Genomic DNA, 25351 nt, shown 5'->3' on the forward strand with positions numbered 1-25351 from the left:
CGGAGGCTGACTGATCGTGGATGATCTGATCCCTGTACTGGTCGCGGTGCCGCTGCTGGGGGCGGCGGTACTGCTCCTCGGCGGCCGCCGCCTCGATCGCGGCGGGCACTGGCTGGGCGTGCTCGCCTCCACCGCCTCCTTCGTCATCGGCCTGGTGCTCTTCGCCCGGCTCCTCGGTGAGCCGGCGGACGCCCGGACGCACCTGGTCACCGTCTTCACCTGGGTTCCGGTGGAGCAGTTCCAGGCCCAGGCCGGCTTCCAGCTCGACCAGCTGTCGATGACCTTCGTCCTGCTGATCACCGGGGTGGGCTCGCTGATCCACCTCTACTCGGTCGGCTATATGGCGCACGACGAGCGCCGGCGGCGGTTCTTCGGCTACCTCAACCTCTTCCTGGCGGCCATGCTGCTGCTGGTGCTGGCCGACAACTACCTGCTGCTGTACGTGGGCTGGGAGGGCGTGGGCCTCGCCTCGTACCTGCTGATCGGGTTCTGGCAGCACAAGCCGACCGCGGCCACCGCGGCCAAGAAGGCCTTCCTGGTCAACCGGGTCGGCGACGTCGGCCTGTCGATCGCGATCATGCTGATGTTCACCACCTTCGGCACCTTCGCCTTCGGCCCGGTGCTCGCCCACGCGGGCGACGCGAGCCAGGCCAAGCTGACCGGGATCGGGCTGATGCTGCTGCTGGCCGCCTGCGGAAAGTCCGCCCAGGTGCCGCTGCAGTCCTGGCTGGGCGACGCGATGGAGGGCCCGACCCCGGTCTCCGCCCTCATCCACGCGGCGACCATGGTGACCGCGGGCGTCTATCTGATCACCCGCTCCGGGGCGATCTTCGACCTGGCGCCGACGGCCCGGCTGGCCGTGGTGGTGGTCGGCGCGGTCACCCTGCTCTTCGGTGCGATCGTCGGTTGCGCCAAGGACGACATCAAGAAGTCGCTGGCCGGCTCGACCATGTCGCAGATCGGCTACATGATCCTGGCCGCCGGGCTCGGCCCGATCGGCTACGTCTTCGCGATCATGCACCTGGTCACCCACGGCTTCTTCAAGGCCGGGCTCTTCCTCGGCGCCGGATCGGTCATGCACGGCATGAACGACGAGGTGGACATGCGCCACTACGGCGGGCTGCGGAAGCACATGCCGATCACCTTCGTCACCTTCGGCCTCGGCTACCTGGCGATCATCGGCTTCCCCGGGCTCTCCGGCTTCTGGACCAAGGACAAGATCATCGAGTCGGCCTTCGGCCAGGGCGGCACCGAGGGCTGGATCCTCGGCGGAGCGGCCCTGCTGGGCGCCGGCATCACCGCGTTCTACATGACCCGGATGATGCTGATGACCTTCTTCGGCAAGCCGCGCTGGCAGCCCTCGCCCGCGCCGGACGCGCCCAGCGCCGAGCCGGCCGCCTCCCCGGAGGCGGCGGGGGACAGCGGCGACCGGATGCCGCATCCCCACGAGTCGCCGGCCGTGATGTGGGTACCGATGGCGATCCTGGCCGTCGGATCGGTCTTCGCGGGTGGGCTCTTCAGCATCAACTCCGCCTTCGTGAAGTGGCTGGAGCCGGTCACCGGGCACCAGGAGGGCCACCCGCCGCTGAGCCCGATCGTCATCTCCGTGCTGACCTTCATCCTGCTGGTGGCCGGCGCCGGCATCGCCTGGGCGATGTACGCCCGGCGCGAGGTCCCGGCGGTCGCGCCGGTCGGCTCCGCGCTGACCCGGGCCGCCCGCAAGGACCTCCTCCAGGACGACTTCAACCACGCGGCCTTCGTCCGCCCGGGGGAGTACCTGACCCGGAGCCTCGTCTACCTGGACAACAAGGGACTGGACGGGTTCGTCAACGGGCTCGCGGCGTTCGTCGGAGGCGCGTCGTCCCGCATCCGGCGGGTGCAGACGGGCTATGTCCGCTCCTACGCCCTGTCCATGTTCGGCGGAGCCGCGGTCCTCGTGGCCGCCACTCTCCTGATGAGGTCGGTGTGATGCCCGCCATGACGCTGAGTCACCTTTCCGACGGCGCCCCGCCGCCCACCCACCCGGGGGCGCGGGGAACCGCGCGCCCAGCCATCCACCGAGTCGCACGCACAGCGGACCTGTCCCGGAGTTCCGGACAGGCGCGGGGACAGGAGCGGAGCTCGTGAGTTTTCCCTTGCTGACGCTCAGTTGGGCGGTGCCGGCCGCCGGCGCCATCGTCACCGCCGCGCTGCCCGCGGCGACCACCGAGGCCCGGCGGAACACCGCGCGCTGGACGGCGCTGGCGTTCTCCGCGGTGACCCTGGTGCTCGCCGCGGTCGCCGCGGCCCGCTTCACCCCCGGCGGAACGCGTTTCCAGCTCACCGAACACCACTCCTGGATCAGCGACTTCGGCATCGGCTACAGCCTGGGAGTGGACGGCATCGCCGTCGCCCTGGTCCTGCTGACCGCCGTCCTGGTCCCGGTGGTGATGATCGCCGCCTGGCACGACGCGGACCCCCAGGCGCCGGTCGCGGAGAACACCTTCGAGAACCGCCGCCGCACCCAGGGCTTCTTCGCCCTGATCCTCGCCGTCGAGGCGATGGTGCTGCTGAGCTTCGAGTCCACGGACGTGTTCCTCTTCTACGTCCTCTTCGAGGCCATGCTGATCCCGATGTACTTCCTGATCGGCGGCTTCGGCGACCGCACCCAGGGCGAGGACGCCCGCCAACGCTCGTACGCGGCGGTCAAGTTCCTCCTCTACAACCTCGTCGGCGGGCTGGTCATGCTGGCCGCGGTGATCGGCCTCTACGTGATCACCGCCCAGCAGCACATCGGCACCGGCGGCGCGGCCGGCAGCTTCGACCTGCCGACCCTCACCCACGCGCTGAGCACCGGGCGGCTGCACCTCTCCGGCACCGCCGAGAAGGCGGTCTTCCTCGGCTTCATGTTCGCCTTCGCCGTGAAGGCGCCGCTGTGGCCCTTCCACACCTGGCTGCCGAACGCGATGGGCGAGGCCACCCCCGCCATCGCGGTGCTGATCACGGCGGTGGTGGACAAGGTCGGCACCTTCGCGATGCTCCGCTACTGCCTGGAGCTCTTCCCCGGGGCGTCCAAGACCTTCGCCCCGGTGATCATGGTCCTGGCGCTCATCGGCATCGTCTACGGAGCCCTCCTCGCGGTGGGGCAGAAGGACATCAAGCGCCTGGTCGCGTACGTCTCCCTCTCCCACTTCGGCTTCATCATCCTGGGCATCTTCGCGATGACCAGCCAGGCCCAGTCCGGCGCCGCCCTCTACATGGTCAACCACGGGGTGGCCACCGCGGCCCTGCTGCTGATCGCCGGCTTCCTGATGAGCCGTCGGGGCTCGCGCTACATCGCCGACTTCGGCGGGGTACAGAAGGTCGCGCCGATCCTCGCCGGGACCTTCCTGGTCGCCGGTCTGGCGACGCTCTCGCTGCCGGGCCTCGGCCCCTTCGTCTCCGAGTTCCTGGTCCTGGTCGGCACCTTCGAGCGCTACCCGGTGCTCGGCGTGATCGCCACCGTCGGCATCGTGCTGGCCGCCCTCTACGTCCTGGTGCTCTACCAGCGGACGATGACCGGTCCGGTCAAGGAGGGCGTGGCCGGGATGAAGGACCTCAAGGCGCGCGAACTCGTGGTGGTCACCCCGCTGATCGCGCTGCTGCTGGTGCTCGGCTTCTACCCGAAGCCGATCGCGGACATGATCAACCCGGCGGTCCGCGCCACCCTCTCCGACGTCCACCAGACCGATCCGGCGATCCAGCACCCTGTTACCGCCGCGAAGATCAACGGAGGTGACCAGAAGTGAGCCCCATCCCTGTCGATCTGTGGACCCTCGCCGCCGGTTCGTCCGGCACGAGCGCCGCCATCCCGGCCCCGCACATCGAGTACGCCCAGCTCTCCCCGATGCTGGTGGTCTTCGGCGCGGCGCTGGTCGGCGTCCTCGCCGAGGCCTTCGTACCGCGCCGGGCCCGGTACGCCACCCAGGTCGGGATCGCCCTCCTCGGGCTGGCGCTCTCCTTCGTCGCGGTCATCGTCCTGGCGACTCAGGGCTACGCCGGCAGCAAGGCGCACCTGGCCGCGATGGGCGCGGTCGCGGTGGACGGCCCCTCGCTCTTCCTCCAGGGCACGATCCTGCTGATCTCGGTGGTCGCGGTGCTGCAGTTCGCCGAGCGGCGTCTCGAGCCCCGCGGGCCCGGTGACCGGCCGCAGGACGCCTTCGCCCCGCAGGCCGCCGCGGTCCCCGGCTCGGACGCCGAGAAGGCGGCCGTCCGGGCGGGCTTCGAGACCACCGAGATCTATCCGCTGGTCCTCTTCTCGGTCGGCGGGATGCTGCTCTTCCCGGCCGCCTCCGACCTGCTGACCATGTTCATCGCGCTGGAGGTCTTCTCCCTCCCGCTCTACCTGATGTGCGCGCTGGCCCGGCGCCGCCGGGTGCTCAGCCAGGAGGCGGCGGTCAAGTACTTCCTCCTCGGCGCGTTCTCCTCGGCCTTCTTCCTCTTCGGCCTGGCCCTCCTCTACGGCTACGCGGGGACGGTCTCGCTGGGCGGGATCGCGGACGTGGTCTCCGGCAACGCCCAGATGACCCCGGCGCTGGCCAACACCACGGGGAACGACGCCCTGCTGCTGATCGGCGTGGCGATGCTCGGCGTCGGCCTCTTCTTCAAGGTCGGCGCGGTGCCGTTCCACTCCTGGACCCCGGACGTCTACCAGGGCGCGCCCACCCCCGTCACCGGCTTCATGGCCGCCGCGACCAAGGTGGCCGCCTTCGGCGCGCTGCTGCGCCTGGTCTACGTCGCCTTCCCCGGGCTCACCTGGGACTGGCGGCCGGTGATGTGGGGCGTGGCGATCCTCACCATGGTGGCCGGCGCGATCATCGCGGTCACCCAGACCGATGTGAAGCGACTGCTGGCCTACTCCTCCATCGCCCACGCCGGCTTCATCCTCACCGGCGTGATCGCGGTGAACGGCAAGGGCCTCTCCTCGGTCCTGTTCTACCTGGCCGCGTACGGCTTCGTGACCCTCGGCGCCTTCGCCGTGGTCACCCTGGTCCGGGACGCGGGCGGGGAGGCCACCCACCTCTCCCGCTGGGCCGGGCTCGGCCGGCGCTCGCCGCTGGTCGCCGCGGTCTTCGCGCTCTTCCTGCTGGCCTTCGCGGGCATCCCGCTGACCTCCGGTTTCTCCGGGAAGTTCGCGGTCTTCCAGGCGGCGGCCAGCGGGGGAGCGGTGCCGCTGGTGATCATCGGTGTGCTCTCCTCGGCGGTGGCGGCGTTCTTCTACATCCGGGTCATCGTGCTGATGTTCTTCTCCGACCCGCGGCCGGACGGGCCGACGGTGGCCGTGCCGAGCGCGTTCACCGGGGTGGCGATCGGGCTGGGCGCGATCGTGACGGTGGTGCTCGGCATCGCTCCGCAGTACTTCCTCCACCTCGCCGACCAGGCCGGGGTGTTCGTCCGCTGACCAGGAGTCCGATGGATCGCCGGGAGGTGTTCGGTCGGCGGCGGGCCGGTTCCCCAGCGGGTGCCGGCCGGCCGCCGATCGGTCGTCGATCGCTCGCCGATGGGCGGTGGCAGCAGGTCAGACACCCTTCCGGCGGGGACGGGCAGAGACGGAGATCCACATCAGAACCGATACCCTGCCTGTGGTGAAGACGCGGCGGACGACCCGGATGTTCGGGCGCTGCCCGATCGAGCAGCGACAGGAGGCGTCCTCGTGGCGGTCGTGAGGCCTTTCGGCCTGGGCGTGCAGGACGAGAGCTTGGAATCGGACATCAAGCTCGGGATGTCCGCCGTCGAGCAGTCGCTGCTGGAGGCGACCAAGAGCGACACCCCGTTCATCACGGAGGCCGCCCAGCACCTGCTGGAGGCCGGCGGCAAGCGGTTCCGCCCGCTGGTGGTGCTGCTCGCCTCCCAGTTCGGCGACCCCAACGCGCCGGGCGTCGTCCCGGCGGGCTGCGTCGTCGAGCTCACCCATGTCGCCACCCTCTACCACGACGACGTGATGGACGAGGCCGATCTGCGGCGGGGGGCCCCGAGCGCCAACGCCCGCTGGGACAACTCGCTCGCGATCCTCACCGGTGACTTCCTCTTCTCCCGGGCCTCGCAGATCGTCTCCGGGCTCGGCCCGGAGGCGGTGCGGATCCAGGCCGAGGCCTTCGAACGGCTGGTCACCGGCCAGATCCTGGAGACGGCCGGCGCGCAGCCGGGGGACGACCCGGTCCAGCACTACCTGGAGGTGCTCGGCGGGAAGACCTCCTCGCTGGTCGCCGCCGCCGGGCACCTGGGCGCGCTGATGGCCGGGGCCGACCCGTGGGTCGTGGAGATACTGACCCAGTACGGGGAGCGGATCGGGCTGGCCTTCCAGCTCGCCGACGACATTCTGGACATCACCAGCGAGAGCAGCGAGTCCGGGAAGACGCCCGGGACGGACCTGCGCGAGGGCGTCCCGACGCTGCCGGTGCTGCGGCTGCGCGAGATGTCCCCCGACCCGGCGGTGCCCGGGGACCTCCGCCTCCGCGAGCTCCTCGACACCGGTGTCGAGTCCGACGAGGACCTCGCCGAGGCGCTGACGCTGCTGCGCGCGCATCCCGCGCTGCGGGTCGCCCGAGAGGACACCCTCCGCTATGCGGAGGAGGCCCGCAGCCTTCTCGCCCCGCTGCCGGAGTGCCCGGCGAAGCAGGCGCTGGAGCGCCTCTGCGACACGGTCGCCCTCCGCACGATGTAGCAGCCCGGGCGGCGCGCCCCTTGCTTCGCCCTTCGGCTTCATCCGGGGTCCGGGGCTGGGGACAAGTAATCTATGGCCCATGACGCGTGTGGTGATCGCCGAGGACTCCGTGCTGTTGCGGGAAGGGCTCACCCGGCTGCTCACGGATCGGGGGTTCGAGGTCGTCGGAGCGGTGGGGGACGGTGACGCGCTGATCGACGCCGTCGCCGAGCACCTGCCGGACGTGGTCGTCGCGGACGTGCGGATGCCGCCGACCCACACCGACGAGGGCGTCCGCGCCTGCGTGGCCCTCCGCGGCAGCCATCCCACCGTAGGCACCCTCGTCCTCTCGCAGTACGTCGAGGAGCGATACGCGTCCGAACTCCTCTCCGGCTCGGCCGGGGGCGGCGTCGGATACCTCCTCAAGGACCGCGTGGCCGACGTCCGGGAGTTCGCCGAGGCCGTGGAGCGGGTGGCCACCGGCGGCACCGCGCTGGACCCCGAGGTCGTCGCCCAGCTCCTCGGCCGCAGCCGGAAGCGGGACGTCCTCGCCGATCTGACGCCCCGTGAGCGCGAGGTACTGTCCCTGATGGCGGAGGGCCGCACCAACGGCGCGATCGCCAAGCAGCTCGTGGTCTCCGACGGGGCGGTGGAGAAGCACGTCAGCAACATCTTCATGAAGCTCGGCCTGGGCCAGAGCGCCGAGGACCACCGCAGGGTGCTCGCCGTCCTCGCCTTCATCAACGGGTGACACCGGTGGCCTAAACCCCGCTCGGCACCGCAGTAATCAGCCGTACGTCACAAGGGGCCTCCCGGCTGAGGCGAGCCTCAGCGGCATAGGATGCGGATGGTGGGCCATTGTGCGGACGGGGCACCGGGCCGCGCGCCGCTGATGGTCCTGCGCCGAGGGAGGTCCAGCAAAAGTGACCAGCCAGGTCGAGCAGACGGAGGCGACCGCCGAGGACGCGGCGGCGCCGACCCGAGGGGCGGGGGCGACCACGGCCGCGGGCAAGGCCAAAGAGGTGCGTCGTCTGGACCGGGTGATCATCCGGTTCGCGGGGGACTCCGGTGACGGCATGCAGCTCACCGGTGACCGGTTCACATCGGAGACGGCGTCGTTCGGCAACGACCTGTCGACCCTCCCCAACTTCCCGGCCGAGATCCGGGCCCCAGCCGGCACCCTCCCGGGCGTGTCGTCGTTCCAGCTGCACTTCGCCGACCACGACATCCTGACCCCGGGGGACGCCCCCCACGTGCTGGTGGCGATGAACCCGGCCGCCCTCAAGGCGAACCTGCCGGACCTGCCGTCCGGCGCCGAGATCATCGTGAACACCGACGAGTTCACCAAGCGCGCGCTGTCCAAGGTCGGCTACGGCGCCGACCCGCTGGGCGACGGCTCGCTGGACGGCTACCGGCTGCACAAGGTGCCGCTGACCACCCTGACCGTCGAGGCGCTGAAGGACTCGGGCCTGGCCCGCAAGGACGCCGAGCGGGCCAAGAACATGTTCGCGCTGGGCCTGCTGTCCTGGATGTACAACCGGCCGACCGAGGGCACGGAGTCCTTCCTGCGGCAGAAGTTCGCCAAGAAGACCGACATCGCCGAGGCCAACGTCCGGGCGTTCCAGGCGGGTTGGAACTTCGGCGAGACCACGGAGGACTTCGCGGTCTCGTACGAGGTGGAGCCGGCCAAGGAGGCCTTCCCGGCCGGCACCTACCGCAACATCTCCGGCAACGTGGCCCTGGCCTACGGCCTGATCGCGGCCTCCCAGCGCTCGGGGCTGCCGCTGTACCTCGGCTCGTACCCGATCACCCCGGCCTCGGACGTGCTCCACGAGCTGTCCAAGCACAAGAACTTCGGGGTGCGGACCTTCCAGGCGGAGGACGAGATCGCCGGGATCGGGGCCGCGCTGGGCGCGGCCTTCGGCGGTTCCCTGGCCGTGACGACGACCTCGGGGCCCGGTGTGGCGCTGAAGTCGGAGACCATCGGGCTGGCCGTGTCGCTCGAGCTGCCGCTGCTGGTGGTGGACATCCAGCGCGGCGGCCCCTCGACGGGCCTGCCGACCAAGACCGAGCAGGCGGACCTGCTGCAGGCGATGTTCGGGCGCAACGGCGAGGCGCCGGTGCCGATCGTCGCCCCGGCGACGCCCGCCGAGTGCTTCTCGGCGGCGCTGGAGGCCGCGCGGATCGCCCTGACCTACCGGACGCCGGTCTTCCTCCTGTCGGACGGGTACCTGGCGAACGGCTCGGAGCCGTGGCGGATCCCTGACGTGGCGTCACTTCCCGACCTCGGCGTGGAGTTCGCGACCGAGCCGAACCGCGAGGACGGCTCGTTCTGGCCGTATCTGCGCGACGAGGAGACGCTGGCCCGTCCGTGGGCGGTGCCCGGCACGCCGGGACTCGAGCACCGGATCGGCGGTATCGAGAAGCAGGACGGCACCGGGAACATCTCCTACGACCCGGACAACCACGAGAGGATGGTCCGGCTCCGGCAGGCCAAGGTGGACGGCATCGCGAAGACGGTGAAGCCGATCGCGGTCGATGATCCGAGCGAGGACGCCAGGCTTCTGGTGCTGGGCTGGGGCTCGACCTACGGGCCGATCGCGGCGGCGGTGCGCCGGGTGCGGGACGCCGGCGGCCGGGTGGCCCAGGCGCACCTGCGGCACCTCAACCCGTTCCCGGCCAACCTCGGCGAGCTGCTGAAGTCCTATGACCGGGTGCTGGTCCCGGAGATGAACATGGGTCAGCTGGCGCTGCTGATCCGCGGCAGGTACCTGGTGGACGCGCGCTCCTTCACCCAGGTGCGCGGTCTGCCGTTCAAGGCCGAGCAGCTCGCCGACGCGATCAAGGCAGAACTCGAGGAGACCGACCGTGTCTGAGACCACCGCCAACGGCAGCGCCGCCAACGGCCGCGCCAACGGCAGCGCCGCCAACGGCAATGCCGCCAACGGCAACGGACATGTCCCGCACCGGAACGGGGCGACCGCCCTCGCGGAGGGCGGCTTCCCCTCGCTGCGCCTGGTGCCCAAGACCGACGCCAAGCAGACCGTCAAGGACTTCAAGTCGGACCAGGAGGTCCGCTGGTGCCCCGGCTGCGGCGACTACGCCGTGCTGGCCGCCGTGCAGTCCTTCCTGCCGGAGCTGGGTCTGGCCCGGGAGAACATCTGCTTCGTCTCCGGCATCGGCTGCTCCTCCCGCTTCCCGTACTACATGAACACCTACGGGATGCACTCGATCCACGGCCGCGCGCCGGCGATCGCCACCGGCCTCGCCACCTCCCGGCGCGACCTGAGCGTATGGGTGGTCACCGGCGACGGCGACGCGCTGTCCATCGGCGGCAACCACCTCATCCACGCCCTTCGCCGCAACGTCAACCTGAAGATCCTCCTCTTCAACAACCGGATCTACGGGCTGACCAAGGGCCAGTACTCGCCGACCTCCGAGCAGGGCAAGGTGACCAAGTCGACCCCGATGGGCTCGCTGGACGCCCCCTTCAACCCCCTCTCGCTGGCGATCGGCGCCGAGGCCTCCTTCGTGGGCCGGACCATCGACTCCGACCGCAAGCACCTGCAGTCGGTGCTGCGGGCGGCGGCCGAGCACGAGGGCTCCGCCCTGGTGGAGATCTACCAGAACTGCAACATCTTCAACGACGGCGCCTTCGAGACCCTGAAGGAGCCGGGCACCCGGGACGAGGCGCTGATCCGGCTGGAGCACGGGCAGCCGATCCGCTTCGGCGCCGAGGGCGCCCACGGCGTCTTCCGCGACCCGGCCACCGGCGAGCTGACGACCCGTGAGGTCACCCCGGAGAACGAGGCCGAGGTGCTGGTCCACGACGCCCACGCGGCCAGCCCCGCCACCGCCTTCGCGCTGACCCGGCTGGCGGACGCGGACACCCTCCACCGGACGCCGATCGGGGTGCTGCGCTCGGTCGAGCGCCCGGTCTACGACACCCTGATGGCCGAGCAGCTGGAGGCGGCCGTGGGGGCCAAGGGCGAGGGCGACCTGGCCGCGCTCCTCACCGGCAGCGACACCTGGCAGGTCGGCTGACCACCGGTCGTACGCCGATCGACGTACTGCGGCGCCGCGGGGGAGACCCGCGGCGCCGCAGGCGTCTCCGGACCGCACTCCTTGCGCCGATCAGGCGTTAAGGAGTCGTTAGAAACGTTAAAGCGACAGCAAATCTGTCCGAATTGTCGCATTGTCAGAGGGTATCCATGCTCGGGTGTCCTCCGCGTCCGCGTCCGCGGGCCCGGAGGACCGCTCAAGCCCGACCCTCCAGACGCCGAATCGGACCCCGTAGCCATGGCACGTCGCACTGAAGGCCCCGCCGCCCCGGACGCCCCCTCGCAACCGGAGACGCCCCCGGGCGGACGGGCCCCCGGCGGCGCCACCGCGCACGCGGCGGAGAACCTTCCGGAGTCCCTCGGCTACCGGATCAAGAAGCGGCTGCTCGGCCGGCCCCTGGTGACCGAGCAGCTGGGCGAGGAGAAGCTCTCCAACCCGATCGCCCTCGGCGTCCTCGCCTCCGACTGCATCTCCTCCTCCGCGTACGGCTCGGAGCAGATGCTCACCATCCTGGTGCCGGTGATCGGGATGTCGGCGTTCAGCATGCTGATGCCGGTCACCTTCGTCATCCTCGCGGTGCTGTTCGTCCTCACCCTGTCCTACCGGCAGGTCGTGATGGTCTACACCCGGGCCGGCGGCTCGTACGTGGTCGCCAGGGACAACTTCGGGCCGAACGTGGCCCAGGTCGCCGCGGTGGCGCTGCTGATCGACTACATCGTCACGGTGGCGGTGCAGACCGCCGCCGGAACGGACGCCATCGCCTCGCTGGTGCACCTCCTGGGCAACGGCTACACCGGTTTCGACCGGTACAAGCTGGCGTTGTCCGTGGTGATCGTGCTGGTGCTGTGCTGGGGCAATCTGCGCGGGATCCGGGAGGCCGGCCGGGCCTTCGCCATGCCCGCGTACCTCTTCATGGGGGCGATGGCGCTGGTCTTCGCGGTCTCCGCGATCCGGCTGGCGATGGGCGACCTGCCGCACGCCGACGTCCACGCGGCGGGCGCGATGACGCTCGGCGGCCACGGCGGCACCGGGGTGCTGATGGGGGCCTCGGTCTTCATCGTGCTCAAGTCCTTCGCCAACGGCGGTTCCTCGCTGACCGGTCTGGAGGCGATCTCCAACGGCGTCAGTGCCTTCCGCAGCCCGCAGGGGGTGAACGCCCGGAAGACGCTGGTGGCGATGAGCTGCATCCTCGGCGTGCTGGTGCTCGGCGTCTCCACACTGGCCTTCATCACCCACGCCATCCCGTACAACTCCGGCAACCCGACGGTGATCTCGCAGGAGGCCAGCCTGGCCTTCGGCGGCGGCTGGCTCGGGCAGGCCGGACTGGTCTTCGTCCAGCTGGCCACCGCGCTGATCCTCTACACCGGCGCCAACACCTCCTTCAACGGCTTCCCGTTCCTGGCCAGCTTCGTCGCCGAGGACTCCTTCCTGCCAAGGCAGCTGACCAAGCGCGGCCACCGGCTGGCGTTCTCGGCCGGCATCACCGTCCTCACCGTGATCGCGCTGGGGCTGCTGATCGGCACCGACGGGCGGCTGGACAAGCTGGTCGCGATGTACGCGATCGGCGTCTTCACCGGCTTCTTCATGGCCGGCATCGGGATGTTCAAGCACTTCTGGACGCGGCGGGAGGCCCGGCGCCGGACGGCCGGGCTGATCGTCAACGGGCTGGCCGCGCTCGCCTCCGCGGCGGTGGTGATCATCTTCGCGATCACCAAGTTCACCGAGGGCGCCTGGATGGTCGTGGTGATCTTCCCGATCGGCGTCTACTCGCTGATCCGGGTCAACCGCCGCTATCGCGAGGAGGCCGAGGCGCTGGCCGCCGCGCCCGCCGACGCCACCCGGCCGACCGCCCGCAAGCAGCTGATGTTCGTCCTGGTCGACCGGGTCGACCTGGCCGTCCTCAAGGCCATCCGGTACGCCCGCTCGCTGCGGCCGGCCGAGCTGCGGGCGGTGCACTTCATGGTGGACAGCAGGGAGGCCGAGCGGCTGGGCGCGCACTGGGACGAGGCGGAGGTGGGCGACCTGCCGCTGGAGATCGTCCAGTGCCCGGACCGCCGGATCACCCGCGCCCTGCTGGAGTACATCGCGCGGGCCGCGGACACCCCGGGGGCGCAGGTGACCCTGCTGATCCCGGAGCGGACCTACTCGCCGATCCTCGGCCGGCTGCTGCACCGCAGGACTCCGGACCACATCGCCCGGGCCGTCGGCAAGCTGCCGAACGTGGTCGCCACCATCGTGCCGTTCGACGTGGTGCTGCCGAGGCGTCCGGCCAAGGACTGACCTGGCCTGAGCGCGTCAGGAGTATTGACAGCCCTCTCGCCGTGCGGTTGTGTGCGGAACCGTTTGGGGGTGGGGAATTTGCTCGCCAGAAGGCGCCAATCCGCGATCCTCGCGGAGATCCGCACGATCGGCAGTGTGCGCGTGGCCGAGCTCTCCGCCCGCTACCGGGTCTCGGAGATGACGATCCGCCGGGACCTGGCGGCGCTCGCCCGGCAGGGGCTGGTGGAGAAGGTGCACGGCGGCGCGCTCCTCTCCGGTTCGGGGACCGGGGCCGGGCGGGCGGTCGAGCCCGGCTTCGAGGCCAAGTCCTCCTGGGCGCCGGCCGCCAAGGAGGAGATCGCGCGGGCCGCCGCGGCGCTCGCCGTCCCCGGCAGCGCGGTCGCGCTCTCCGCGGGCACCACCACCCGGGCGCTGGCCCGCCACCTGGCGGGGGTGCCGCGGCTCACCGTGGTGACCAACTCGGTGCGGGTCGCCGAGGCGCTGGAGGAGGAGGCCGGCCGTCGTCCGGAGGGGGACGGGGCGACGGTGGTCCTCACCGGCGGTGTCCGGACCCCGTCGGACGCACTGGTCGGCCCGATCGCCGAACTGGCCCTCCACGAGCTGCACGTCGACCTCCTCTTCACCGGCTGCCACGGGATCGACCCGTCGGCCGGCCTGACCACCCCCAACCTCGCCGAGGCGGAGACCAACCGGGCGCTGGTCGGCTGCGCCGGGCGGGTGGTGGCGGTGGCCGACCACAGCAAGTGGGGTGTGGTGAGCCTCAGCTCGTTCGTGTCGCTGTCCGGCGTGGACACCCTGGTCACCGACGCGGACCTGGCGGAGCCGGCGCGCCGCGCGGCGCGCGACCACGTCCGCCGGCTGATCGTCGCCGACGCGGACCCGGCCCGTGGGGGCTGACGCCGCCCCGGCGCGGGGCGACCGTCAGTCGGTGAAGGCGTACTTCTTCCCGGCGGCTGCCAGCGCCTCCTGGAAGGAGGACTGCTGGCGGGTCTTCAGGAAGGCCGTCACCGCGGTGTCGATCGCGGAGTTCCAGTCGTTGGTGACCAGCGTGCCGTGGGTGACCGAGCCGACCAGCCGGGTCGACTTGGCCCGCCACAGGTCCAGCGACCACTTCTGGTACTCGTCGTAGAGCGTCCGCTCGGTGGAGTCGACGCTCGCCCGGGGCGGGATCGCGCCCTTCACGGTGTCGAAGTCGTCCTGGCCGCGCCGGCTGCCGCACTCCTTGAGCCAGGCGACCGCCGCGTCCCGGTTCTTGGCGCCCTTGGGCAGGGTGAAGCAGTCCGCCTCGAACTCGAAGACGCCCTCGGTGCCGGGCACCGGCGCCCAGTTGTAGTCCTTGCGCGGGGTCAGGTAGAGCGAGCCGGCCTTGAGGTTGGCCTCCGCCCAGTCGCCCATGATCTGGTAGCAGGCCTTGCCCTGGCCGAGCTTCTGGGTGGCCTGGTCCCAGGTGAGGCTGCCGTCCAGCGAGCTGCAGTACGGCAGCAGTTCGGCGAAGTAGGAGATGGCCTGCTTGACCCCGCTGGAGCCGAAGTTCCCGCCCGGCTTCCACAGCGCGGTGTACTGGTCCGGCCCGAGGACGCTCAGCAGCAGCGTCTCGAACGCGTGCTTGAACGACCATTCCTCGGAGGTGGCCAGCGGGATGATGCCGCCGCCGGACCGCTGGACGGTCTTCAGGTTGTCCAGGAATTCCCGGATCGTGGTGGGCGAGCTGGATATGCCGAGATGGTCGCAGATCTTCTGGTTCGACCACAGCATGTTGATGTGGTGGATATCCACCGGAACCGCATAGTACGACCCGCCCTTGCGGATCATCGGCAGCAGCTGGGGGTTGAAGGTCTTCTCCCAGCCCTCCTGGTGGTAGAGGAAGTCCACCGGCTCCAGCTGGCCGGCCTCGACATAGCCGTGGAGGGCGCCGCCGATCTGCCCCTGGAAGGTGTCCGGCGGGCTGCCCGCCTGCAGACGGCGGGCCAGCTCGGCCTTGGCCGCGGTGCCGGCGCCGCCGGCCACCGCCCGGTTGACGAACCTGACCGTCGGGTTGTTCAGCGAGAAGTCGGCGACCAGGGCGTTCAGCGCGTCCTTCTCGCCGCCCGCCGTCCACCAGGAGAAGACCTCAAGCTGCCCGCTGGGCGTGCCGGACGACGAGGCGCCGCCGCCGCTGCCGCAGGCGGCCAGCGCGGCCGCCGCCGCGGAGAGCCCGCTGGCGGCGAGAAAGGCCCGGCGAGTGATGGGCATGGTGAGACGACTCCCCCGTGGGTCAGCGGTGCCGGATTGGCTTTATCTGACAGGTCGGGACCGTGGTGCGTCAAGTTCATTGGAAATACGCGGCCTTGGGGGAGCGGAGGCTCCTGGGGATTTACCCCACAGTCACCAGGGGACTGCGGAACGCTGTGGTTCGTGATCGACCAATCGCATTGGGGCCACCACGCTGCGTGGTGTCATCGCTGGTCAGAATACGCGCGATGCGGGCGGCCGTACGCCGTGCCCTTTTGTGCGGAAGGTGCGGAAACCATGACGCCCGCCGCACCGGAGGTGCGACGGGCAATCATGATCGTGTCCGATCAGTCTGCCGATTCGGGCCCCGCGAAACGGTGGCCGCTTCCTGCCCCCCAGTGGCCGCCAGCGGAAGCGCGGGGTCCGAATCGGGCGGTTCAGTGACCGGCGTCATGCTCCAGGACGGTCGGCGTGACGGCTCCCGCGTAGACCGTGCCGTTGTCGGCGATCAGCACGTTGACCACCCGGGTGGAGAAGAGCGTCCCACCGGGGACGGACTTGCCGAGGCTCTTCAGCGAGCCCAGCCCGCCGAGCGCGGACGGGGCCGAGGACGAACCCGTGTGGGCGGAGCCGGACTTCGCGGCCTTCGGAGCGGTGAACTCCACCACCGTGGTCCAGCCCGAGCCGATCGTCCTCTCGGAGCCCCCGGAGAGCCCGGGCAGCCCGGCCGCGCCCGAGCCGGCGGCGCCGGGGCGCCCCGGCACGCCCTTGAGGTGGAGGGCCTTCTTCTGGCCCGGGGTCAGCGCGCCCTTGTGGTTCGGCTGCACGCCGGCCGAGGCGTCGTGGGTGACCACCTTGGCGCCCTTCGGCGGGGCGTAGTCGAAGGCGGCCGCCGCCGGGGTGCCGAAGTCGACCGTGGTGAAGCGGACGTCGACGATCGGGTCCCCGCCGTCCGTCGAGTCGGCCTGCACCTGCAGCGGGGTGAAGGTGGCCGCGTCCACCGCGATCCGCACCTCGCTGACCGTGGAGCCGGCGCCCTTGGGCTTCAGCACCAGCTGGTACGCGTTCCGCCCGGCCACCCGGGTCGCCCCGGCGACGGACACGTCGGTCGTCGGGCCCAGCTGCCGCAGCGCCTTGTCGGCCGCCTGCTGGGGGGTCATGCCGGCCAGGCCGGCCGCCGTCCGGTCGGCGGGGTCGCTCTTGGTGCTGAGACCGGTGAGGTGGGTGGCGGTGTTCTTCGCGCCGTCGTACACCCAGGCCTGGGAGCCGTTGCGGACCAGCACCTCCTGCCCGCCGGGGAGGTCGGGGGCGACCAGCTTCGCCCGGTGCGCCGGGCCGTCCACTGCCACCTGGAAGGTGTGGGTGCCGGAGAGCAGCGCGGTCATCGCGGCCCGCGGGGAGAGCCCGCCGCCGCTGCCGGAGGCCGCGGAGCTGGGCAGCTGGTCCAGGATCTGGGCCGGAACGCCCAGGTCGCTGCTGCTCTGCACGGTGCCGCTGAGCGTCTGCTGCTTCGCCGCCATGACCTTGGCCACCAGCTGCTGCGGCGTCAGGGTCGGCAGGGACGGGCTGGCGGACGCGGCGAGCGCGGGCACCAGGCCCACCCCCACGATGCCGACCGCGGCGACGCCCGCGGGCAGCAGCACCTGGCGCGAGCGCCAGCGCGGCGTACGCCGTCTCGCGGGCGGCCGGCTGTCGGGGGATGACGGTGTGTCTGTTCCGAAGACGGACATGGTGGGCCGTACCTCCGCGGTGAGCTTGCTTCCTTGCCTCGTACATCCATTGAAGCCCCGTCAGCGTGGTCCGGCATCGCCCCGTGGAAGCATTCCCGACTACGCCCCTGGGCGCATGCCTCCCGGCCTGCGGGAGGGGGTGTCCCCTAGGGGGCGTCCCGGGCCGCGGTGGGGTTGATCACCCCGTGTGGGCGCAGCGTACGCTGCCGGGTATGTCGGCAAACCAGCAGAGTGCGCCCAGCACGCCGCCCACCGAGAACGCCATGCGACGCGCCCTCCGCCGGGCCCGGGACGGGGTGTCCGTGGACACCGCCGAGGCCGCCGTGCTGCTCCAGGCGCGCGGCGAGGACCTCCGGGACCTCTGCGCCACCGCGGCCCGGATCCGCGACGCCGGACTGGAGGCGGCCGGCCGGCCGGGTGTCGTCACCTACTCGCGCAAGGTCTTCATCCCGCTGACCCGCCTCTGCCGGGACCGCTGCCACTACTGCACCTTCGTCACCGTCCCCGGGAAGCTCCGCAAGGAGGGCTCGCGGACGGAGGGCCTCTTCCTCTCCCCGGACGAGGTGCTGGAGATCGCCCGCCAGGGCGCCGAACTCGGCTGCAAGGAGGCCCTGTTCACGCTCGGCGACAAGCCCGAGGACCGCTGGCCGGAAGCCCGCGAGTGGCTGGACGCGCACGGCTACGACGACACCCTGGCCTACGTCCGCGCGATGTCCATCCGGGTGCTTGAGGAGACCGGGCTGCTGCCGCACCTCAACCCCGGGGTGCTCGGCTGGACCGACTTCCAGCGGCTCAAGCCGGTCGCCCCCTCCATGGGGATGATGCTGGAGACCACCGCCGCCCGGCTGTGGTCCGAGCCCGGCGGCCCCCACCACGGCTCCCCGGACAAGGACCCCGCCGTCCGGCTGCGGGTGCTGGAGGACGCCGGACGCTCCAACGTCCCCTTCACCTCCGGGATCCTGATCGGGATCGGCGAGACCTACGAGGAGCGCGCGGACTCGCTCTTCGCGCTGCGCCGGGTCGCCCGGCAGTACCACGGCCTCCAGGAGGTCATCGTCCAGAACTTCCGCGCCAAGCCGGACACGGCGATGCGCGGGATGCCGGACGCCGAGCTGGAGGAGCTGGCCGCGGCGATCGCCGTCGCCCGCGTCGTCCTCGGCCCCGCCGCCCGCATCCAGGCCCCGCCGAACCTGGTCGACGGCGAGTACGCGCTGATGGTGGGCGCGGGGATCGACGACTGGGGCGGGGTCTCCCCGCTCACCCCCGACCACGTCAACCCCGAGCGCCCGTGGCCGCAGATCGAGCAGCTCGCCGAGCGCACCGCCGAGTCCGGCTTCGAGCTGCGCGAACGGCTCACCGTCTACCCCGAGTTCGTCCGCCGCGGCGAGCCCTGGCTGGACCCCCGGGTGCTCCGGCACGTCAGCGCGCTGGCCGACCCGGAGACCGGGCTCGCCCTGGAGGGCGCCCGCCCGCGGGGCCTGCCCTGGCAGGAGCCCGAGGACGGCCTCGCCGAGGCCTTCGGCCGCACCGACCTCCACCGCACCATCGACACCGAGGGCCGCACCGCCGACCGCCGGGACGACTTCGACGAGGTCTACGGCGACTGGGAGTCGCTGCGCGAGGACGCCCAGCGGACCTCCGCCCCCGAGCGGATCGGCGGCGACCTCCGCGAGGCGCTGTCCGTCGCCGCTGACGACCCGACGAAGCTGACGGACGATCAGGCGCTGGCCCTGCTGCACGCCGACGGCCCGGCCCTGGACGCTCTGTGCTCCATCGCCGACGACGTCCGCAAGTCCGCGGTCGGGGACACCGTGACGTACATCGTCACCCGGAACATCAACTTCACCAACGTCTGCTACACCGGCTGCCGCTTCTGCGCCTTCGCGCAGCGCCGCACCGACGCCGACGCCTACACCCTCTCCATGGAGCAGATCGCCGACCGGGCCCAGCAGGCCTGGGAGGTGGGCGCGGTGGAGGTCTGCATGCAGGGCGGCATCCACCCGGACCTGCCCGGCACGGCGTACTTCGACATCGCCCGCGCGGTGAAGGAGCGGGTCCCGGGGATGCACGTCCACGCCTTCTCGCCGATGGAGGTGGTGAACGGCGCCACCCGCACCGGCCTCTCCATCCGCGACTGGCTGCAGCGGGCCAAGGAGTCCGGCCTCGACACCATCCCGGGCACGGCCGCCGAGATCCTGGACGACGAGGTCCGCTGGGTGCTCACCAAGGGCAAGCTGCCCGCCGACACCTGGGTCGAGGTCGTCTCCACCGCCCACGAGCTGGGCATCCGCTCCTCCTCGACGATGATGTACGGCCACGTCGACCAGCCCAGGCACTGGCTCGGCCACCTCCGCCTCCTCGCCGGGATGCAGGAGCGCTCGCTCGAATCCACCGAGGGCGGTGGCTTCACCGAGTTCGTCACCCTGCCCTTCGTCCACACCAACGCCCCGGTGTACCTGGCCGGGCTGGCCCGCTCCGGCCCGTCCATGCGGGACAACCGCGCGGTGACCGCGATGGCCCGGCTGCTCCTCCACCCGTACATCCCCAACATCCAGACCAGCTGGGTGAAGCTGGGCGAGGCCGGCGCCGCCGAGATGCTCCGCAGCGGCGCCAACGACCTCGGCGGAACGCTGATGGAGGAGACCATCTCCCGGATGGCCGGCTCCTCCTACGGCAGCTACAAGTCCATCCGCGACCTGGAGGCGATCGCCGAGGCGGCCGGCCGGCCGATCGCCCCGCGCACCACCCTCTACGGGCCGGTCCCGGAGGAGCGCGTCGCGGCCGCCCGCGCCTCGGACGGCCACCTTCCCGAGCTGCTCCCGGTGCTCGACGCACCCTGACCGGTCTGATCGTCGGAACGATACCCTTCACGGGACGCGACAGAACGCCTACCGGAGGTGCCCACCCGTGATGCAGCTGTGGTCCCGCGCCCAGCAGCAGGACTTCCGCAGCCGGGTCCGCGGTTGCCTGCTCGGCGGGGCGATCGGCGACGCCCTGGGCGCGGGGGTGGAGTTCGCCGCCCTCGCCGACATCCGCGCGAAGCACGGGCCGCGCGGAGTCGAGGACTTCGTCCGCTCCTACGGGCGGGTCGGCGCCATCACGGACGACACCCAGATGACCCTCTTCACCGTCGAGGGCCTGATCCGGGCGCACGTCCGCCGGGACACCGGGGGCTGGCACCCGCCGACCGACCTCCACCGGGCGTACCGGCGCTGGGAGCAGACCCAGCGCGAGTGGGGTCCGGACGAGCGCCGCGAGGAGCAGGGCTGGCTGGCCCGCCAGGAGTGGTTGTACGCCCAGCGCGCGCCCGGCAACGCGTGCCTGACCGGCCTGGCCGACGACGTCATGGGCACCCTGGAGAAGCCGAAGAACCCCGGCTCCAAGGGCTGCGGGACGGTGATGCGCTCGGCGCCGTTCGGGCTGCTCGCGGGGTGGGAGCCGGCCCTGGTCTTCCAGATCGCCATCGAGGCGGCGGTGCTGACCCACGGTCATCCGACCGGCTACCTCTCCGCGGCCGCCTTCGCGGTGATCGTCCACACGGTGGTGCGCGGCGGCACGCTGGAGGACGGCGTGCAGACCGCGCTGCGGATGCTGGCCGAGCGGCCGGATCACGAGGAGACGACCAGGGCGCTGGAGCGCGCGCTGGAGGAGGTCCGGGCCGGGGAGCCGTCCGCGGAGCGGGTGGAGCGGCTGGGCCAGGGCTGGATCGCCGAGGAGGCGCTGTCCATCGGCGTCTACTGCGCGCTGGTCGCCGAGGACGTGCGCAGCGGGCTGCTGCTGGCCGTCAACCACTCCGGGGACAGCGACTCCACCGGCTCCGTCTGCGGCAACCTCCTCGGCGCGGTGCACGGCGAGACCGCTCTGCCCGGTGAGTGGCTGGCCCAGCTGGAGGGCCGCGAGACCATCTCCGTCCTCGCGGACGACTTCGCCATGGAGATGACCCACGGCCCCGAACTCCACGGCCCCCGCCGCCCCCCCAACGCCTGGACCAAGCGCTACCCACCTACGGTCTGAGCCCCGGGCCCCGAGCGCAGCGCCGCAGGGCAAATCCAGGGGCGCGGGGAACTGCGCGCCCAGCCCACTACGGCGCCGCACCCGGCAACGGCACTCGTGTTGCAACCCGAACTCCGTTGCCGTTTGCCGACCGTAAGTGGCTGGGCGCGCAGTTCCCCGCGCCCCTGGATTTGCCCTGCGGGCTCCATCCCGGGGCAGAGAAATCAGCTCGGCACGCGCTCGCTCGCGCCCCCGCGGAGCGACAGCTCGATCTGCTCCAGGGAGCGGCCCTTCGTCTCCGGGACCAGCCACCGCGTCAGGAAGAACAGCACGGCGTTGATCCCCGCGAAGACCCACATGCTGGGCCCCAGCCCCAGATGGTTCTTGTCGGACATGATCGGGAAGACGGCGGTGATCAGCCCCGTCGAGGCCCACAGCACCACCGCGCCGGTCCCCATCCCCGCCCCCCGCACCTTCAGCGGGAAGATCTCCGCCATCATCACCCACACCACCGCGCCCCACCCCAGCTCGTACCCGGCCAGATACAGCACCAGCAGGATCAGGGTGAGCGAGCCCAACGCCCCCTTGCTGTGGACGTCCTGCACCACGAACCCGGTGAGCAGCAGCGTCAGCACCATCACCACGTTGCCGATCAGCAGCAGCGGCTTCCGCCCCCACCGGTCGACGACGAAGACCACCCACGCGGTGAAGACGAACTTGGTGATCCCCAGGATGACCGCCGAGAACAGCGCGGTCGAGGTGGTGAAGCCGAGGGTGACCAGCATCGTCGGGAAGTAGGCGTTGATCGCGTTGACGCCGCTGAACTGCTGGCCGATCGCCAGCAGCAGGGCCACGAACAGCATCGGCCGCACCCACCGCGCGGCGAGGTCCCGGACCCGTCCGAGGGCCCCCTCCCGGTCGAGCCGGATGACCTCCCGGATCTCGGCGACCTCCCGGTCGACCTCCCCGGCACCGCTGCCGTGGGTGGCCGCGAGCACCGCCCGGGCCTCCTCCTCACGGCCCAGGTTCAGCAGCCAGCGGGGGGTCTCCGGAAGGAAGTTCATGCCGATCAGCAGCACGGTCGCCGGCACGATGGCGCCGAAGAACATCCACCGCCAGCTGCCGCTCCCGGTCGGCGCCAGCCAGTAGTCGACCAGGAAGGCGATCAGGATGCCGAGGACGATGAAGATCTGGTTGAGCGCGGACATCGCCCCGCGGATCCGCATCGGCGCCAGCTCGCTCAGATACGTCGGCACGGTCGCGGACGAGAAGCCGATGCCGATGCCGAGGAGGAAGCGGAAGGCGGTCAGCGTCCCGAAGTTCGGCGCGAGCGAGCAGGCGACGGTGCCGAGGATGACGATGCCGGCCGCGACCATGATGGAGCGCTTCCGCCCGATCGCGTTGTTCAGCCGGGTGGCGAGTCCGGCGCCGACCATCGCGCCGACCGAGAGCGAGGCCGTGAGCACGCCCTTCTCGAACCCGCTGAGGTTCCAGCTCTTGGCGATCAGTACCAGGACGCCTGAGATCACCCCCAGGTCGTAGCCGAACAGGATGCCGCCGAGGGCACCGAAGAAGTAGAGGGTGAAGCGGTTGATCCGGCGCGGTGGGTGCGGCGCCGACGCCTCGGAGGACGAGGATCTGGTCTCGGTCATACCGGACGGCCCCTTCTGCTTCCGGATGGGCGGTCGGGTCGGTCGGGTCGATAGCGCGCTTCGCTGGGATCCGCGTCGTCCGCTGTCCGGTGGAGCCTTGTCTGGTGTGAGTGAAGCGCGCGAACCGCGCCCGGTCAATACTCCGGACGCGGTTCGCGGTTGTGGACGACGGCCGGCTGATGAACCGTCAAATTCCTTTACGCGGTGCGGAGATCGGTCTCGATCTGCTCCAGCGAGCGGCCCTTGGTCTCCGGGACCAGCTTCCAGACCAGCACCAGCAGCACCAGGTTGACCGCGGCGAAGATCCACATCGAGTGGCCGAGGCCGAGGTTCTTCGGGTCGGACATGATCGGGAAGATGTAGGTGATGAGGCCGGTCGAGGCCCACAGCACCACCGAGCAGAGGCCGGTGCCGACCCCGCGCAGCTTGAGCGGGAAGACCTCCGACATCATCAGCCAGACGATGGCGCCCCAGCCCAGCTCGTAACCGGCCAGGTAGACGGTGAGAAGGACCAGGGTGGAGAAGCCCAGGGCGGTCTGGCCGTGGACGTCGAGCACCACCAGGCCGGTGACGAAGAGGGTCAGCGTCATCACCGCGGAGCCGATCAGCAGCAGCGGCTTCCGCCCCCACCGGTCGACGACGAAGACCACCCAGGCGGTGAAGGCCAGCTTGGTGACGCCCAGGATCACGCCGGAGAGGAGCGCGGCGTTGGTGGAGAAGCCCAGCGAGGTGAGCATCGTCGGGAAGTACGCGTTGATCGTGTTGACGCCGCAGAACTGCTGGCCGATGGCGAGGAGGATGCCGACGAAGAGCATCGGACGGACCCAGCGGCCGGTCAGCAGCTCGCGGAGGGTCCCGGAGTCCTTGATCTGCTCGGCCCGGATGACCTCGTGGATCGCCCCCGCGGCCTGCTCGATGTCGTCCTCGGGGCCGTGGGTGGCCGCCAGCACCGCGCGGCCCTCGTCCTCCCGCCCGGCCTGGAAGAGCCAGCGGGGCGTCTCCGGCAGCCGGGTGAGGCCGATCAGCAGCACCACGGCGGGGACCAGCGCCCCGGCCAGCATCCAGCGCCAGGCGTTGTCGCCCGCGTTGGCCAGGAAGTAGTCGACCAGGAAGGCGATCAGGATGCCGGTGCAGATGAAGATCTGGTTGAGCGAGCCCATCGCGCCGCGGATGCGGGCCGGGGCGAGCTCGGTGAGGTAGGTCGGCACGGTGGCCGAGGAGAAGCCGACGCCCACGCCGATCACGAAGCGGAAGACCGCCAGCAGCGCCCAGTTGCCCGAGACGCAGGCCAGCACGGTGCCGACGATGACGACCACGCCGGCCACCATGATGGTGCGGCGGCGGCCGATCCGGGTGTTGAGCCGCCCGGCCAGCGCGGCGCCGAGCATCGCGCCGATCGAGATGGTGGCGGTGATCAGCCCCTTCTCGTTGTCGGTCATGTCCCAGTTCTTGACCAGCATGACCAGGACGCCGGAGATCACTCCGAGGTCGTACCCGAAGAGGATGCCGCCGAGGGCGCCGAAGAAGTAGAGGGTGCCCTTGTTGATCGTGCGGGTGGCGACGGGTGTTGGGGAACCCGTCGTGGTGGGTGTTGTCGCCATGCGTTCCGCCTCGTGTCCGGAGGTTGGGGGTCTGTTCGCTCCGCAGGACCCGTCCTTCCGGAGATCGAGTGGTGGCGATCAAACCCGGTCATGCCGCACCGGTCAACCCCTCCAATTGCGGGGGATTGACCCTTTTTGCTGCCCAACTTCCGTTCACAGGACTGAATGTAAGTCTGTATCAGGAACGATTTTACTTTCCCTTGACTCTCCTGGCGATTGCTTGAAACAACTGACCGCCCCCACGATGGGCGCACGCTTCGTAAGGATCCCGTCCTCCGCCACGCCCAGGAGGTGCCGCAACCGCAGAGCCCGCGACCGCAGAGTCAGCGCATGAACTCGCCGGCGTTCACCAGCAGCTGCTGCCCGGTGATCGCCCGCGCCCGATCGGAGGCGAAGAAGAGCGCCGCCTCCGCCACGTCGTCGTCGCCGGCCGGCTCCGGCAGGGCCATTCGCTTGGCCAGCCGGGCCTTCACGGTCTCCTCCGGCACCCCCTCGCGCGCCGCCGAGCCCCGGACGAATCCGGCCACCGCCGGGCCCCACATCCAGCCCGGCTGCACCGAGTTGACCCGGATCCGGTCCGGCCCGACCTCGCGGGCCAGCGAGTACATGGCCGAGGTGAGCGCCCCCTTGGAGGCGGCGTACGCGGCCTGCCGCACCTCGTTCGGCGCGGCCACCGAGGACTGGGTGCCGATCCACACCACCGAGCCGCCCCCGCGCCGCCGCATCGAGGGCAGGCAGGCCCGGGTGACCCGCAGGGTCCCGTAGAGGTTGACCTCGAGCACCCCGCGCCAGTCCGCGAACTCCGGGTCCGCCTCGTCCAGTCCGCCGAAGACCCGGTCCTGCGCGGCCACCTGCACCAGGGCGTCCACCCCGCCGAAGCGCTCCTCGCAGAGCGCCGCCAGTCGCGCGCAGTCCTCCCCGTCGGTGATGTCGGCCGCCCGGTGGGCGACCCGCTGCCGGCCGCCGGGGGCGGCCTTCTCGGCCTCCTGCGCGGCCTCCTCGGCGATCTCCGCCAGCGCCTCCGCGCTCCGCGCGGCCAGCACCACGCGGGCGCCGTCCCGCGCCGCGCCCAGCGCCACCCGGCGCCCCAGGCCCGCGCCCACCCCGGTCACCAGTACGGTCTTGCCCTCAAGCGGCAGCATGCGCGCCAGGGTAGGACGG

At 71.2% G+C, this 25351-nt stretch carries 16 protein-coding genes; 11 read left to right on the forward strand and 5 right to left on the reverse strand.

Annotated features, from left to right (window positions below; all coding sequences use genetic code 11):
• The first annotated feature begins 16 nt into the window (after nt 1–16).
• The 9 genes from nuoL to BS73_RS21835 all read left to right on the forward strand — a co-directional run bounded on the left by nuoL (nt 17) and on the right by BS73_RS21835 (nt 13900).
• Nucleotides 17–1969, forward strand: a complete 1953-nt coding sequence (nuoL, locus tag BS73_RS21795; protein ID WP_037574984.1) for an NADH-quinone oxidoreductase subunit L — start codon at nt 17–19, stop codon at nt 1967–1969.
• A gap of 154 nt (nt 1970–2123) precedes the next feature.
• Nucleotides 2124–3767, forward strand: a complete 1644-nt coding sequence (locus tag BS73_RS21800; RefSeq protein ID WP_037574986.1) for an NADH-quinone oxidoreductase subunit M — start codon at nt 2124–2126, stop codon at nt 3765–3767.
• Nucleotides 3764–5419, forward strand: coding sequence for an NADH-quinone oxidoreductase subunit NuoN (gene nuoN, locus BS73_RS21805; protein WP_037574988.1), 1656 nt, complete (start codon nt 3764–3766; stop codon nt 5417–5419). The genes BS73_RS21800 and nuoN overlap by 4 nt, the downstream gene beginning before the upstream one ends.
• Nucleotides 5420–5671: 252 nt before the next feature.
• Nucleotides 5672–6682, forward strand: a complete 1011-nt coding sequence (locus tag BS73_RS21810) for a polyprenyl synthetase family protein (RefSeq protein WP_037574989.1) — start codon at nt 5672–5674, stop codon at nt 6680–6682.
• Between the two features lie 79 nt (nt 6683–6761).
• Complete coding sequence (locus BS73_RS21815) at nt 6762–7412, forward strand: response regulator transcription factor (protein ID WP_037574991.1); 651 nt, start codon at nt 6762–6764, stop codon at nt 7410–7412.
• 172 nt (nt 7413–7584) lie between these two features.
• On the forward strand, nt 7585–9537 hold the full coding sequence (locus BS73_RS21820) for a 2-oxoacid:acceptor oxidoreductase subunit alpha (protein ID WP_037574993.1): 1953 nt from the start codon (nt 7585–7587) through the stop codon (nt 9535–9537).
• A gap of 133 nt (nt 9538–9670) precedes the next feature.
• The gene (locus BS73_RS21825; protein WP_037580583.1) at nt 9671–10705 is read left to right on the forward strand and encodes a 2-oxoacid:ferredoxin oxidoreductase subunit beta; all 1035 of its coding nucleotides are present in this window, start codon (nt 9671–9673) and stop codon (nt 10703–10705) included.
• 255 nt (nt 10706–10960) lie between these two features.
• Complete coding sequence (locus BS73_RS21830) at nt 10961–13003, forward strand: APC family permease (RefSeq protein WP_084704255.1); 2043 nt, start codon at nt 10961–10963, stop codon at nt 13001–13003.
• A 63-nt stretch (nt 13004–13066) separates the two neighbouring features.
• On the forward strand, nt 13067–13900 hold the full coding sequence (locus BS73_RS21835) for a DeoR/GlpR family DNA-binding transcription regulator (protein WP_037574995.1): 834 nt from the start codon (nt 13067–13069) through the stop codon (nt 13898–13900).
• Between the two features lie 24 nt (nt 13901–13924).
• Here BS73_RS21835 and BS73_RS21840 read toward each other — a convergent pair whose 3' ends face one another.
• A complete protein-coding gene (locus BS73_RS21840) occupies nt 13925–15235 on the reverse strand; it encodes an ABC transporter substrate-binding protein (RefSeq protein ID WP_037574997.1) in 1311 nt (436 codons plus the stop codon).
• Between the two features lie 416 nt (nt 15236–15651).
• Nucleotides 15652–16857: a LolA family protein gene (locus tag BS73_RS21845; protein ID WP_084704256.1), complete on the reverse strand. Its 1206-nt coding sequence runs from the start codon at nt 16855–16857 to the stop codon at nt 15652–15654.
• 350 nt (nt 16858–17207) lie between these two features.
• On the opposite strand from BS73_RS21845, the gene BS73_RS21850 reads away from it, so the two are divergent.
• Complete coding sequence (locus tag BS73_RS21850; RefSeq protein ID WP_037575001.1) at nt 17208–19784, forward strand: bifunctional FO biosynthesis protein CofGH; 2577 nt, start codon at nt 17208–17210, stop codon at nt 19782–19784.
• Nucleotides 19785–19854: 70 nt separating this feature from the next.
• The gene (locus tag BS73_RS21855; RefSeq protein WP_037575003.1) at nt 19855–20958 is read left to right on the forward strand and encodes an ADP-ribosylglycohydrolase family protein; all 1104 of its coding nucleotides are present in this window, start codon (nt 19855–19857) and stop codon (nt 20956–20958) included.
• A 203-nt stretch (nt 20959–21161) separates the two neighbouring features.
• Here the strand turns inward: BS73_RS21855 and BS73_RS21860 are convergent, their stop codons facing one another.
• From BS73_RS21860 to BS73_RS21870, 3 genes are all read right to left on the reverse strand, one after another.
• Nucleotides 21162–22589, reverse strand: coding sequence for a sugar porter family MFS transporter (locus tag BS73_RS21860; protein ID WP_084704258.1), 1428 nt, complete (start codon nt 22587–22589; stop codon nt 21162–21164).
• Nucleotides 22590–22786: 197 nt separating this feature from the next.
• Nucleotides 22787–24190, reverse strand: a complete 1404-nt coding sequence (locus BS73_RS21865) for a sugar porter family MFS transporter (RefSeq protein ID WP_084704259.1) — start codon at nt 24188–24190, stop codon at nt 22787–22789.
• A 323-nt stretch (nt 24191–24513) separates the two neighbouring features.
• Nucleotides 24514–25329, reverse strand: coding sequence for an SDR family oxidoreductase (locus BS73_RS21870; protein WP_407675143.1), 816 nt, complete (start codon nt 25327–25329; stop codon nt 24514–24516).
• Nucleotides 25330–25351 lie beyond the last annotated feature (22 nt).

Origin of the sequence: Phaeacidiphilus oryzae TH49, assembly GCF_000744815.1 — a bacterium.
GTDB classification, from domain to species: Bacteria; Actinomycetota; Actinomycetes; order Streptomycetales; family Streptomycetaceae; genus Phaeacidiphilus; species Phaeacidiphilus oryzae.

Bases quoted from the DNA above. Each gene is read 5' to 3' on its own strand.
- BS73_RS21865 (WP_084704259.1), bottom strand. From the start codon at position 24,190: ATGGCGACAACACCCACCACGACGGGTTCCCCAACACCCGTCGCCACC.
- BS73_RS21850 (WP_037575001.1), top strand. From the start codon at position 17,208: ATGCGACGCGCCCTCCGCCGGGCCCGGGACGGGGTGTCCGTGGACACC.
- BS73_RS21830 (WP_084704255.1), top strand. From the start codon at position 10,961: ATGGCACGTCGCACTGAAGGCCCCGCCGCCCCGGACGCCCCCTCGCAA.
- BS73_RS21840 (WP_037574997.1), bottom strand. From the start codon at position 15,235: ATGCCCATCACTCGCCGGGCCTTTCTCGCCGCCAGCGGGCTCTCCGCG.
- BS73_RS21815 (WP_037574991.1), top strand. From the start codon at position 6,762: ATGACGCGTGTGGTGATCGCCGAGGACTCCGTGCTGTTGCGGGAAGGG.
- BS73_RS21860 (WP_084704258.1), bottom strand. From the start codon at position 22,589: ATGACCGAGACCAGATCCTCGTCCTCCGAGGCGTCGGCGCCGCACCCA.
- BS73_RS21855 (WP_037575003.1), top strand. From the start codon at position 19,855: ATGCAGCTGTGGTCCCGCGCCCAGCAGCAGGACTTCCGCAGCCGGGTC.